This window comes from Pseudomonas sp. HLT2-19-2 (genome assembly GCF_054898005.1).
This window is the reverse complement of record NZ_CM142712.1, coordinates 2,267,611-2,280,202: the sequence shown is the minus strand read 5'-3', so window position 1 is coordinate 2,280,202 and position 12,592 is coordinate 2,267,611. Positions and strand designations below refer to the sequence as shown.

9 protein-coding genes are annotated in these 12,592 nt (G+C 58.0%); 3 read left to right on the top strand and 6 right to left on the bottom strand.

What is annotated here, in order from left to right:
- Positions 1-217: 217 nt before the first annotated feature.
- Complete coding sequence (locus tag ACYZTU_RS10540; RefSeq protein WP_461971004.1) at positions 218-766, top strand: cytochrome b; 549 nt, start codon at positions 218-220, stop codon at positions 764-766.
- Between the two features lie 10 nt (positions 767-776).
- Here ACYZTU_RS10540 and ACYZTU_RS10535 read toward each other — a convergent pair whose 3' ends face one another.
- Entirely contained in the window at positions 777-1,694 is a 918-nt protein-coding gene (locus tag ACYZTU_RS10535) for a 1-aminocyclopropane-1-carboxylate deaminase/D-cysteine desulfhydrase (RefSeq protein ID WP_461969954.1), read from the bottom strand.
- 98 nt (positions 1,695-1,792) lie between these two features.
- A complete protein-coding gene (locus ACYZTU_RS10530) occupies positions 1,793-3,832 on the bottom strand; it encodes an oxidoreductase (protein ID WP_461969952.1) in 2,040 nt (679 codons plus the stop codon).
- 209 nt (positions 3,833-4,041) lie between these two features.
- Between ACYZTU_RS10530 and ACYZTU_RS10525 the strand changes: the two genes are divergently transcribed.
- Entirely contained in the window at positions 4,042-5,172 is a 1,131-nt protein-coding gene (locus tag ACYZTU_RS10525) for a carbon-nitrogen hydrolase family protein (protein WP_461969951.1), read from the top strand.
- Between the two features lie 3 nt (positions 5,173-5,175).
- Positions 5,176-6,216, top strand: coding sequence for an AraC family transcriptional regulator (locus tag ACYZTU_RS10520; RefSeq protein WP_461969950.1), 1,041 nt, complete (start codon positions 5,176-5,178; stop codon positions 6,214-6,216).
- Between the two features lie 349 nt (positions 6,217-6,565).
- On the opposite strand, the gene ACYZTU_RS10515 is transcribed toward ACYZTU_RS10520, so the two are convergent.
- The 4 genes from ACYZTU_RS10515 to lon form a co-directional block, all read right to left on the bottom strand.
- Positions 6,566-7,384 carry a DUF2242 domain-containing protein gene (locus tag ACYZTU_RS10515; RefSeq protein WP_461969948.1) on the bottom strand — a complete coding sequence of 273 codons (819 nt, stop codon included), beginning with the start codon at positions 7,382-7,384 and terminating at the stop codon, positions 6,566-6,568.
- A 229-nt stretch (positions 7,385-7,613) separates the two neighbouring features.
- Positions 7,614-9,485: a SurA N-terminal domain-containing protein gene (locus ACYZTU_RS10510; protein ID WP_461969946.1), complete on the bottom strand. Its 1,872-nt coding sequence runs from the start codon at positions 9,483-9,485 to the stop codon at positions 7,614-7,616.
- A gap of 233 nt (positions 9,486-9,718) precedes the next feature.
- Positions 9,719-9,991, bottom strand: coding sequence for an HU family DNA-binding protein (locus tag ACYZTU_RS10505; protein WP_002552737.1), 273 nt, complete (start codon positions 9,989-9,991; stop codon positions 9,719-9,721).
- Positions 9,992-10,139: 148 nt separating this feature from the next.
- Entirely contained in the window at positions 10,140-12,536 is a 2,397-nt protein-coding gene (gene lon / locus ACYZTU_RS10500; RefSeq protein ID WP_461969945.1) for an endopeptidase La, read from the bottom strand.
- Positions 12,537-12,592 lie beyond the last annotated feature (56 nt).

Sequence of the window (12,592 nt, the reverse complement as noted above, 5' to 3'; positions counted from 1 at the left end):
TGCAAAACAACAACCAATGCAAGACATGATCACGCCCCTCTACATCCAAACTAACCAATCGTTTATCAACTACCGAAGAAACCAGACTTTCATAAAAAACCCGCTTACCCCCGAAATAAACGGAACGGCCTAGGCGGACTCGGCAAAACAGGATTACAGTTAGAACATGACGTCGCACAAGAACGACAGCTCAAGCCTGAATCATGAGGAACACCGTATGCCCTGGAAGAATTCCGACTCACGCTACAGCACTGTATCGATCGCGCTGCATTGGTTGATGCTGGTCCTGCTGGCGCTGGTTTACGCTTGTATCGAATTTCGCGGGATCTTTCCAAAAGGCAGTGGCGGCCGGACGCTGATCACCGAATCGCACTTTATGCTGGGCTTGACGGTATTTGTATTGGTCTGGCTGCGGCTGTTTGCTCGCAGCCTGGGCCCGGCCCCGCAAATTTTCCCGGCCTCGCCTCAGTGGCAGACCGTGCTAGCCAAATTGATGCACTGGGCGCTGTACATTTTCATGATCGCCATGCCGATTCTGGGCTGGCTGGTCACCAGTGCCAAAGGCCATCAAGTGATGTTCTACGGCTTTGACCTGCCGTTGCTGATCGCGGAAGACAAGGCGTTGGCCAAGCAGATCCAGGGCTGGCATGAACTCGGTGGCACTATCGGCTATTGGCTGATCGGCCTGCATGCCTTGGCGGGGATTTATCACCACTATGTGGTGCGCGATAACACCATGCTGCGGATGATGCCCAAGCGCGGCTAAATTCGGCCGCTCACTGGAAACCCCGGCGGCCCTGCAAACCGCCGGTGTGGATGAAGATCAGGCGTGTCCCACGAGCAAACTTTCCCGCTTCGACGTGCTGCTTGAGCGCCAACAGTGCTTTGCCGGTGTACAGCGGTTCGAGGGGAATGCCGCTGGCCTGTTCGGTCTGATCGATGAATTCGAGTAACAGCGGATCGACTTTGGCAAAGCCACCACGGCTGGCGTCGAACAATTCATAGGCGCGATCCTGTAAACCCGCCTCTCGCACAATCGATTCGACCTGCTGCGCAACCCCATGATCGTCGGGCACGGCCAACGCGCCATACACCGGGTGTTCGCCGGCCTCGGCCAGCACCAGACCGGCCAGGGTCGTGCCCGTTCCGCAGGCCAGCCACCAGCCGTCGTAGTCGTTCCAGCCCAGACCGTTCAGCTGCTCACTGACCATTGTCCTCATCTGCAGGCAGCCCTTTGCTCCCTGCAAACCGCCGCCACCTTCCGGCACTGGATGCAGATCGGGATACTGCGCCTGCCAGGGTTGCCAGAAACCCGGTTCGTGCCGCGCTCGATAACCGCCATAGCCCAGCCAATGCAGCTGCATACCGAACGCCTGCAAGTCCTTCACCGTCGGCGTTTCTTGTGGATGTCCACGCAGCAGGCCAGCGGTGGTGAAACCGAAACGTTTGCCCGCGGCGGCCAGTGCATGCAGATGATTGGAGTGGGCACCGCCGAGACTGATGATGCCTTTGGCACCGATCAGGTCAGCGGATTTCAGGTGTTCAATGAGTTTGAACCATTTGTTGCCGCTGATCAGTGGATCGATCTGGTCGAGGCGCAGGGTCGCGACTTCGATGCCGGCATTGGTCAGCCAGCCAAGAAGGAGGGGTTCGAGCAGGGGCTTAGGTAGCCAGTTGGCTGGAGGAGAAAGCATCGGCTCTGCGCAGGCGAAAAAGACGCCAGTCTATCAGCCAACGCAAACCTTGTAGCAGCTGGCGCAGGCTGCGCCAGCTGCTACAGAATGTGTGAGTTTTAGAGTTCAGCAGCCAGACGCGACCCTTGGTTGATCGCCCGCTTCGCATCCAATTCCGCCGCCACATCCGCGCCGCCAATCAAATGCACGTTCTGCCCGGCCGCTACCAGACCCTCCTGCAATTCGCGCAGCGGATCCTGCCCGGCGCAGATCACGATGTTGTCCACCGGCAGCACTTGCGGCTCACCGGTTTCGCCGATGCGGATGTGCAAACCTTCGTCGTCGATCTTCAGGTACTCGACGCTGTTGAGCATCTGCACCTGCTTGTTCTTCAAACCGGTACGGTGAATCCAGCCGGTGGTCTTGCCCAGGCCGTCGCCGACCTTGGATTTCTTGCGTTGCAGCAGGAACACTTCACGAGCCGGTGCATGGGGTTCAGCCTTGATGCCGGCGACACCGCCGCGCGCTTCCAGATGCGTATCGATGCCCCACTCCTTCCAGAACGCCTCACGGTCCAGACTGGTGGCCACGCCCTGATGCACCAGGAACTCCGACACATCAAAACCGATACCGCCCGCACCGATCACGGCGACACGTTTGCCCACCGGTTTACGCTCGAGGATCACATCCAGGTAGCTCAACACCTTGGCATTGTCGACGCCCGGAATCGCCGGAGTTCTTGGGGCAATACCGGTAGCCAGGATGATCTCGTCGAAACCGCCCTCAACCAGTTTTTCCACATCAACGCGGGTGTTCAGGCACAGCTCGACGTTAGTGGTTTGCAATTTGCGGCTGAAGTAGCGCAGGGTTTCAAAGAACTCTTCCTTGCCTGGCACGCGCTTGGCGATGTTGAACTGGCCGCCAATTTCGCTGGCCGAATCAAACAGCGTCACCTGATGGCCGCGCTCGGCGGCCACGGTAGCCGCGGACAGCCCCGCAGGACCGGCACCGACCACAGCGATTTTCTTGATCTGTTGCACTGGCAGGTAATTGAGTTCGGTTTCATGGCAGGCGCGCGGGTTCACCAGACAACTGGTCAACTTGCCGCCGAAGGTGTGATCCAGGCACGCCTGGTTGCAACCGATGCAGGTGTTGATTTCATCGCCACGGCCGGCCGCTGCCTTGTTGACGAAGTCCGGGTCGGCGAGGAACGGCCGCGCCATGGAGACCATGTCGGCATCGCCTTCGGCCAGAATCTGCTCGGCGACTTCCGGGGTATTGATGCGGTTGGTGGTGATCAGCGGAATGCTCACCGAGCCACGCAGCTTGGCCGTGACTTTGCTGAACGCGCCGCGCGGCACTTTGGTGGCGATGGTCGGGATCCGCGCTTCGTGCCAGCCGATGCCGGTGTTGATGATCGTGGCACCGGCCTGTTCGACGGCCTTCGCCAGCTGGACGATTTCTTCCCAACTGCTGCCGCCTTCCACCAAATCGAGCATCGACAGGCGGAAGATAATAATGAAATTCGGGCCTACAGCTTCACGCACCCGACGGACGATTTCCACCGGCAGGCGCATACGGTTTTCATAGCTGCCACCCCAGCGGTCAGTACGGTGGTTGGTGTGGGCGGCGAGGAACTGGTTAATGAAATAACCTTCAGAGCCCATGATCTCGACGCCGTCGTACTCGGCCTGTTGCGCCAGGGTCGAACAGGTGACGAAATCGCTGATCTGTTTCTCGATGCCTTCTTCGTCCAACTCTTTTGGCTTGAACGGGTTGATCGGCGCCTGAATGGCGCTCGGCGCGACTTGTTTCGGGCTATAGGCATAACGACCGGCGTGAAGAATCTGCATGCAGATCTTGCCGCCCGCCTCGTGCACCGCGCGGGTGACGATCTGGTGCTTGAGCGCTTCCGCCTCAGTGGTCAGTTTGGCCGCGCCGGAGTACACGCCGCCCTCATCGTTCGGGCCAATACCACCGGTGACCATCAGGCCAACGCCGCCACGGGCACGTTCGGCGAAGTACGCCGCCATGCGCTCGAAACCGCCGGGCTTTTCCTCAAGACCGGTGTGCATCGAACCCATCAGGGTACGGTTGCGCAGCGTGGTAAAACCCAGGTCCAGCGGGGCCAACAGGTGCGGGTAATGAGCGGCGGCCATCGGTAACTCCACATCGAGCGATCACGGAAAAAGTGCAGGAGCTCTACGGCCCCCGTCAGTCATATTGGACAGACTAAGAGTCGCGCCGCCGTCACTCAATGACCGTAACTGACAACTTATTGATCCAAATGTGCAGCGCCCCTTGGCAAGTGCCGGCATGCGCCCTACCCTAGTCGCGAACCCTGCACACGGCCGTAGACTGTTTCCCCATGCGCAAACTTCTGTACCTGACCTTTTCCATGGCGTTGATCGCCGCCCTCACGACCTACGCCATGTGGGCCGCGGACCGTCCGGTGGGTCATTACCTGTCGGACCTGCGGATCAATCTTGCGGTCGACCAAGGCACGCCTGCTGATCGCGGCAACTTGCTGGGCATCCAGCCCGAGCTGTTTCCCACCGACTACCAAAGCCCCGAGCGCCTGCACCGCAAGCTGGCGGCCTATTTGCAGAAGGCCCAGGACCAGGGCCTGCTGAATGAAAAAACCATCGTTGTACTGCCCGAACATGTCGGCACCTGGTTGATGGTCAGCGGCGAGAAAGATGAGCTGTACCAAGCAACCACGCTCAAGGAAGCCATGAACTGGCTGGCGGTGAGCAATCCCTTGAAGTTCCTCCGCGCGCTAATCAGCGCCAAGGGCGACAGCCGTCTGGACGACGCACACTTGCGCATGAAGGCCAAAGGCATGGCCAAGGACTACCAGGCACTGTTTGGCGGTCTGGCGAAAGAATTCCACGTGACCCTGGTGGCGGGCTCCATCGTGCTGCCCGAGCCTAGTGTCATCGACGGCACCCTGAAAATCGGCCGCGGCGCGTTGTACAACAGCACCGTGGTGTTCGGCGCCGATGGCCTGCCGATCGGCCAGCCCCAGCGTCAGATGCATCCGATTTTCGATGAGCATGAAGTCATCGCGGCCAATGGCGAGCATACGCTCAACGTCGTCGACACCCCGGCCGGACGCTTGGGTGTTCTGATCGGCAGCGACAGCTGGTACCCGGACAATTACCGCAAGCTCGACAGCCAGGGTGCGAAGTTCGTCGCGGTCCCGGCGTTTGTGATCGGGCGCGGCACCTGGGACAAACCGTGGCGTGGCTACAAGGGGCTGTTGACGCCTGGCTCCGTCAGTCTCAAGGCCGGGGAGCTCAGCGAAGGCCAGGCCTGGCATCGTCTGACACTCACCACTCAACCACCCAGCAGCCAGGCAATCGCCGGCATGAGCGTGTTCCTGCGCGGTCAATTCTGGGATCAGGGCAGCGCCGGTCAAAGTTTTCTCAGCAGCAACGGGCAGCAGTTCGCCGACGGCAATGCCCGTGGCGCGCGCTTGCTGAACCTCTGGTTGTAACCAATGAAACCGTTGCCGATGCGGCTCGGCGATCTGTCGGTGGGCTTTGTTCATAGCCTGGCCGACGCCGTGCGCAGCCACGGTGTAGACCCTCAGACGCTGCTCGAACAATACGGCCTCGACGCGGCTCGCCTGAGCGAAGCAGGCGCCCGGCTCTCGATCCCGCGCTACATGCGCCTGGGCCACAGCGCCATTCAACTGACCGACAACCCGGCACTTGGTTTACGCATGGGCCAACTCAGTCGCCTGAGCCAAGCCGGCCTGGCCGGGGTCACCGCCGCCCAGGCGCCAACAGTGCGAGAAGCCGCGCGCTGCCTGATTCGCTTCGAAGCCTTATATGGCTCCAACTATCGCGGTCAATCGAGCTTTCACGAAGACGCCCAAGGCGCCTGGCTGCGGTTCTATTCCATCAGCCCTTACAACGCCTACAACCGCTTCGTGGTGGATTCGATCATCGCTGGCTGGTTGCAGCAATTGTCCAGCATAAGCCCTGCACCGTTGCGGGCCGAACGCATCGAGATCGAGTTTGATGAACCGGATTACCGCAGGGCTTATGAGGTGCTGGGTGACTGCCCGATCCAGTTTGGCGGCGAGCACAATCAACTGCGCTTGAGCCTTGCCAGCCTCGCACAGCGTAACCCGGAACATTGCCCAAGCACTTGGCGACACCTGCTGCAACTGTGTGAACGGGAGCTGGAGCAACTGACACGCACCCGCAGCCTGCGTGAACGTATCACTCAGTTGCTGGGGCCGTTACTCAATGGTGGCCGGGAACCCGACCTGGAAGAAGTGGCGGCACGCCTGAAGCTGCCAACCTGGACCTTGCGCCGCAAACTTGCCGAGGAAGGCACGCAATTTCGCGCGATTCTCAACGACACACGTCGCGACCTGGCCATGACCTACATCCGCGATACCGAACTGGCGTTCGGAGAAATCGCCTACCTGCTGGGCTTTGCCTCAGCCGAAGCGTTTCAACGGGCCTTCAAACGCTGGAGCGGCCAGACACCCGGCGAGTTTCGCCGCAGTCATCGCCAATCCGCTTGACGCTTATAGCTCGGTAGCGTCTTCGGCCGGTTCCAGCGGATCCAATTCAAACGCCTGATACTCGAGCAGTTCTTCTTGATAATCGTCCATTTTTAATCCCCCAACTGTTTGAAAAAAACGCCTGAATAAATGTCCAGCACCCCGAGCGTAAAGCGCCCACGTGAAAGAAAAATGACGCAGGCACGCCGCTCAGCGGCTACTTAATAAAACGTAGCAGGCCGTCAGGAATTTATCACAGGATTTTTTCGATACAGACCGTAGGACTACGGTCTGAGTTGACGTGGATCAAACTTGAAAGTCGCTGCGCAATCGATGTCGTTTGACTCGATCCCGCAGCGCCAGAATCCGATTACTGGCCTGAAGCAGGATTGGCCGAAATAGGCTCGGTGGGTGGAGGCAGGCTTGATTCCGGCGGCGGAGTGACTGTTTCCGTGGCCGGTGCCGGTTCGGAGTTCTCGGCCGGAGCGATCGGAGCGGTTTCGGGCGGCGGTGCAACCGGCTCGGAGGCTGCTGGAGCAGCTTCGGCAGGTGCCGGCGCAGGTTCTACCGCAGGCGGCGCCAATGGAGCCGGTGCGGCCTTGGCTTCAGGCACGCCGAGATCAGGTTTCGGCTTCTCCTTGATGTGCGCGGCCTTTTTCGCTTCCGGCGGCAGGAACAACTCGACCAGGGTGAAGAAACGCTCGTAGAACTTGGGCGACGATACGGTTTCGCTGGCAACCTTGACCATCGAGTCGTCGGACGAGCCAATCGGCATCGACACTGAACCCAACACGCCCACACCAACGCTGGCGGAGTTGTTGGTCTTCTTCAGCGCATAACGGTCCTGCAGGGCGTTGGCGAACATGGTCGCGTGAAGCCCCTCACTGCCATCATCGGCACAGACCACACTGAAGCTGATCTCCAAGTGGCTCTCGCCGGTCTGCTGGAAGCTTTTGTGTCCGCTGACCAGTTTCGGGTCGGCGCTGGTGATGATGTAGCCTTGGCTGAGCAACGCCCGACGGGCGGCTTCGCACGTCTGCGTATCAGTCACCGGGTAGCTGCGCGAAAACGTTCCGGAGTCATCGAAGTTCTCATGCTCATAGATAGGGGCTTTCTTCGACGAGCAGCCGGACGCGGCGGCCAGCACCAACGCAAGCCCGGCAACACGCATGGGAAATGATTTAAACATTGAACATCCTGAGGAAAACGGTCCGGGGCGTATTGTGCAACAGATCGATGCTTAGCGGAGTATCGATTAGTGTCTTGAAACAGTTACAGGTCTACTGACTGTCATTTACAGGGAAAAGTCGCACGGTAAATACTCAGGCGACGGGTAACCCGCCCTGCTTTTGTTTCGCTCATAAAAAACCCCAGCCTTTCGGCTGGGGTTTTTATGTTGCGGGAAACTCAGACAGGCATCAGAAACGCTTGATGTCTGCTTCGGCTTCCAGCTGCTTGCGGTAAGCAGCAAAGTCTTGCTGGCCAATGCGCGAGGCGAGGAAGCGACGGTATTGAGCCTTCTCCTCTTCAGTCGGTGCAGCGGCTTCGTTGACGCCGTTCAGACGCACGATCACCAGGCTACCATCGGTCAGGGTCACGCTACTGAAGGTCGGCTTGTCCTTGGCTGCCGGCTTCGGCATGCGGAACAGCGCTTGCAACACGGTTGGGTCAACCCCTTCCTGGCCACGAGTGGCTGCCTGGATTGCTTTCCAGTTCTGGCCGTCGATCGCCTTGACCAGCGGTGTCTTGCCATCGCGCAGACTGACAATCAGCTCTTCAGCCTTGGTCTTGGCGGCAGCACTGGCGTGCTCCTTGGCCAATTGCACGCGAATGTTGGCAGCAACGCTTTCGAGCGGCAGTTGCGCAGGTTTCAGGTGCTCCTTGGCGCGCAGCACGATCACGGTTTCCGGATCAAGCTCGATGGCGGTGCTGTTGGCACCCTCATCCAGCACTTCAGCGCTAAACGCAGCAGTGACCACGGCACGGTTGGCCGCAACACCTTCGCCACCTTCACGACCGAACGGCTTGGACGTGTGAACGGTCAGCTTCAGGTCCTGCGCCGGCTGAGCCAGATCGGAGGCTTCGAACGACGAGTCTTCCAGTTGCTTGGTCGCGTCAACGAAACGCTGCTCGACCTGCTGGGCTTTCAACTCACGGGTCAGCTTGTCTTTCAAACTGGCTAACGTCGGCACTTCAGGTGCTTCCACGCCCAACAGCTTGATCAGGTGAAAGCCGAAGTCGGTGCGGACCGGCGCCGAAACCTGATCCTTGGCCAACGCGTACAGCGCTGTTTCGAAGGCTGGATCGTAGACACCAGGACCTGCATAGCCGAGGTCACCACCGATGTTTGCCGAACCAGGATCCTGCGAGAACTCCTTGGCCAAAGCCTCGAACTTCTCGCCTTTTGCCAGACGCGCCTGGATTTCATCGATCTTGGCCTTGGCTTGCGCTTCGGTCACCTTGTCGTTCACTTCGATCAGAATGTGCGCGGCCCGGCGTTGTTCGGACAGGTTCGCGGTTTCTTTCTGATACGCCGCTTGCAGGTCTTCGTCCTTAACGCTGACCTGATCAAAGAAGGAAGCCTTCTTCAACTCGAGGTAATCGATGACCACCTGATCCGGCGTCATGAATTCCTTGGCGTGTTCGTCGTAGTAGGCTTTGACTTCATCGTCGGTCAGCTTCACAGCCGCCGGGTCAACCTTGACATTCAAGGAAGCGAAATCGCGGGTCTGTTTTTCCAGACGGGCGAATGCCAGAACCTGTGCATCGGTGACGAAACCGCTACCCGCCAGACCAGCGCGCAGCTGACCGATCAGCATTTCCTGAGCCAGCATCTGGCGGAATTGCATGCGGCTGTAGCCGAGTTGACGAATCACCTGGTCGAAACGCTCAGCGCTGAACTTGCCATCGACCTGGAATTCAGGCGTTTGCAGGATCACTTGGTCCAAAGCAGCTTCGGAAAAGGCGAATTTCGAATCTTCTGCACCTTGCAGCAGCAGCTTGCGATCGATCAAGCCTTTGAGGGCGGATTCGCGCAGCATTTTTTCGTCGAGCAAGGAAGCATCGAAATCCTTGCCCAGCTGTTGCATGAGCTGACGGCGTTGCATATCGACCGCCTGGCTCAGCTCGTTCTGGCTGATTTCTTCACCATTGACCTTGGCCGCGTCCTGGCTGGTGGTCGTCGCCTGGAAAATGGCCTCGATACCGGTGAACGCCATCAATACAACGATGATCCCGATAATGGTCTTGGCAATCCAGCCTTGTGAATTGTCCCTGATATTCTGCAGCATGCGTCCCCCAGAAACGGTTGAACTTCAAAATTAGGCAACCGTGGAGCGTGGGTAGAATCCGGATAGAAGAAAGGCGCATCCGAGGATGCGCCTTCTCGTAACTGGCGGAGCGGACCGATGACTCGAACTTGCGAGCCTCGGCGTCTCGGATCGGCGACTCGTCGACCGGACTACCGCTCCGCTGCCAGGTCAGGCATGACCCCGACCCGGATAGGCAAAAACCTGAATCGAGCTTAGTTAACAGCTTCTTTCAGTGCTTTACCGGCTTTGAAACCTGGTTTTTTAGCGGCTGCGATTTCCAGCGTCTTACCGGTCTGTGGGTTACGACCAATGCGAGCTGGACGATCGGTGACGGAGAAAGTACCGAAACCAACCAGAACAACAGAATCGCCAGCCTTGAGAGCGCCAGTGACGGATTCGATTACAGCGTCCAGCGCACGGCCAGCAGCAGCTTTCGGGATATCAGCGGATGCAGCGATAGCATCAATCAGTTCCGACTTGTTCACTCTAAGTCCCCTTATATCTATTTGAGTATGATTCTAAGTTTTTTGGTGAAAGCAAAAACGAGTGCTGAATGGCCTACAGACACTTAAGAGCCGCTTTATAACAAGGGCTCTAAAAAGCTGTCAAGGAAGCCCCCCAGGCAAATGCGTACTAATGCGTGCTAATTCTTTCCTTAGAGTCAGACTCGCGCTTTTCATCCTTTGCAACTATCTCTGGAGCTACATCGGGCAAGGGCTCCGGCGCGTATTGCAGCGCAATTTGCAGGACTTCGTCAATCCATTTAACCGGTTTAATCTGCAGATCTTGCTTGATATTGTCAGGAATTTCCTTCAGATCGCGTACGTTCTCTTCCGGAATGATCACGGTCTTGATCCCGCCACGGTGAGCAGCGAGCAGTTTTTCTTTCAGACCACCAATCGCCAGTACCTGACCACGTAGCGTAATTTCGCCGGTCATGGCAACGTCCGCGCGTACAGGAATCCCGGTCAAAGCCGACACCAGAGCCGTGCACATGCCTACACCGGCGCTAGGACCGTCCTTCGGGGTCGCCCCTTCCGGCATGTGGATATGCGTGTCGCGCTTCTCGTGGAAGTCCAGGGGAATCCCCAGGCTCTTCGCGCGACTGCGGACAACGGTCAGGGCCGCAGTGATCGATTCGACCATCACGTCACCCAAAGAACCGGTCTTGATCAACTGGCCTTTACCCGGCACGACGGCAGCTTCGATGGTCAGCAACTCACCACCCACCTGAGTCCACGCCAGCCCGGTAACCTGACCGATCTGATCCTGCGATTCGGCCAGACCGTAGCGGAATTTGCGCACGCCCAGGAAGTGTTCCAGCATCTCGGCCGTGACCTTCACCGAGAAACGTTTTTCCAGTGAATGCTCTTTGACCGTCTTGCGGCAAACCTTGGCAATCTGGCGCTCCAGCCCCCGTACACCGGCTTCACGGGTGTAGTAGCGGATGATGTCGCGGATCGCTTCGGCGTCGAATTCCAGCTCACCTTTTTTCAAGCCGTTGGCAGTAATCTGCTTTGGCGAAAGGTATTTGACAGCAATGTTGATCTTCTCGTCTTCGGTGTAACCCGGCAGACGAATCACTTCCATCCGGTCCAGCAGGGCTGGCGGAATGTTCATGGAGTTCGAGGTGCAAAGGAACATCACATCGGACAGGTCGTAGTCGACTTCCAGATAGTGATCGTTGAAGTTGTGATTTTGCTCCGGGTCGAGCACTTCCAGCAACGCCGACGCTGGATCGCCACGCATGTCACTGCCCATTTTGTCGATTTCATCGAGCAGGAATAGCGGGTTACGGACGCCCACCTTTGTCATCTTTTGAATCAATCTTCCTGGCATCGAACCGATATAAGTACGGCGATGACCGCGAATTTCCGCTTCATCGCGTACGCCGCCGAGGGCCATACGCACGAATTTTCGGTTGGTGGCGTGAGCGATCGACTCCGCCAGCGAAGTTTTACCCACACCCGGAGGACCGACCAGGCACAACACCGGGCCACGAATTTTCTTCACACGTTTTTGCACGGCGAGGTATTCGAGAATCCGTTCTTTGACTTCTTCCAGACCATAGTGGTCTGCATCGAGAATATCTTCTGCGCGCGCGAGATCAAGGCGTACTTTGCTCTGCGCCTTCCACGGCACCTGAACCAGCCAGTCAATATACGAGCGGACCACGGTCGCTTCCGCAGACATTGGCGACATTTGTTTCAATTTGTTCAGTTCACCCTGGGCTTTGGCCAAGGCATCTTTAGGTAGACCAGCGGCATCGATGCGTTTTTTCAGCTCTTCGATTTCGTTGTGGCCTTCGTCGCTGTCGCCAAGCTCTTTCTGAATGGCCTTCATCTGCTCATTCAGGTAGTACTCGCGCTGACTGCGCTCCATTTGTTTCTTAACGCGACCGCGAATGCGTTTTTCGACTTGCAGCAAGTCGATCTCCGTATCCAGCAACGCAAGAACGTGCTCGACCCGGGCCGACAAATCGATAATTTCGAGGATTTCCTGCTTCTGCTCAATCTTCAGGGCCATGTGCGCGGCCATGGTGTCGACCAGGCGACCTGGTTCGTCGATGCTGTTGAGCGACGACAGGACTTCAGCCGGGACTTTCTTGCCCAGCTGCACATATTGTTCGAACTGAGCCAGCAGGCTGCGGACGAACACTTCCGACTCGCGCTCCGGCGCGTCGATTTCGTCGATCAATGAGACTTCGGCACGGCAGTGGCCGTCCACTTCGCTGAAACGCTCAACGGCGCCTCGCTGCTCGCCTTCAACCAAAACCTTGACCGTGCCGTCAGGCAGCTTGAGCAGCTGCAGAACGGTAGCAATGGTACCTACGCGATAAAGTGCGTCTTCACCGGGATCGTCGTCAGCAGGGTTTCTCTGAGCCAGCAGAAGGATCTGCTTGTCGCCCGTCATCGCTGCCTCGAGGGCTTCGATGGATTTCTCGCGCCCCACGAACAGCGGGATAACCATGTGCGGATAAACCACGACATCACGCAATGGCAGGAGAGGCAATTCGATGGTTGTCTTCATGATTTCGCCTCTACGGCGGCCATAAGGCCGTAAACAGATGGAAGTAAGCTTGAAAC

Excerpts from the sequence above, each read along its gene's own strand:
- lon (WP_461969945.1), bottom strand. The coding sequence starts at position 12,536 with ATGAAGACAACCATCGAATTGCCTCTCCTGCCATTGCGTGATGTCGTG.
- ACYZTU_RS10535 (WP_461969954.1), bottom strand. The coding sequence starts at position 1,694 with ATGCTTTCTCCTCCAGCCAACTGGCTACCTAAGCCCCTGCTCGAACCC.
- ACYZTU_RS10525 (WP_461969951.1), top strand. The coding sequence starts at position 4,042 with ATGCGCAAACTTCTGTACCTGACCTTTTCCATGGCGTTGATCGCCGCC.
- ACYZTU_RS10510 (WP_461969946.1), bottom strand. The coding sequence starts at position 9,485 with ATGCTGCAGAATATCAGGGACAATTCACAAGGCTGGATTGCCAAGACC.
- ACYZTU_RS10520 (WP_461969950.1), top strand. The coding sequence starts at position 5,176 with ATGAAACCGTTGCCGATGCGGCTCGGCGATCTGTCGGTGGGCTTTGTT.
- ACYZTU_RS10540 (WP_461971004.1), top strand. The coding sequence starts at position 218 with ATGCCCTGGAAGAATTCCGACTCACGCTACAGCACTGTATCGATCGCG.
- ACYZTU_RS10530 (WP_461969952.1), bottom strand. The coding sequence starts at position 3,832 with ATGGCCGCCGCTCATTACCCGCACCTGTTGGCCCCGCTGGACCTGGGT.
- ACYZTU_RS10515 (WP_461969948.1), bottom strand. The coding sequence starts at position 7,384 with ATGTTTAAATCATTTCCCATGCGTGTTGCCGGGCTTGCGTTGGTGCTG.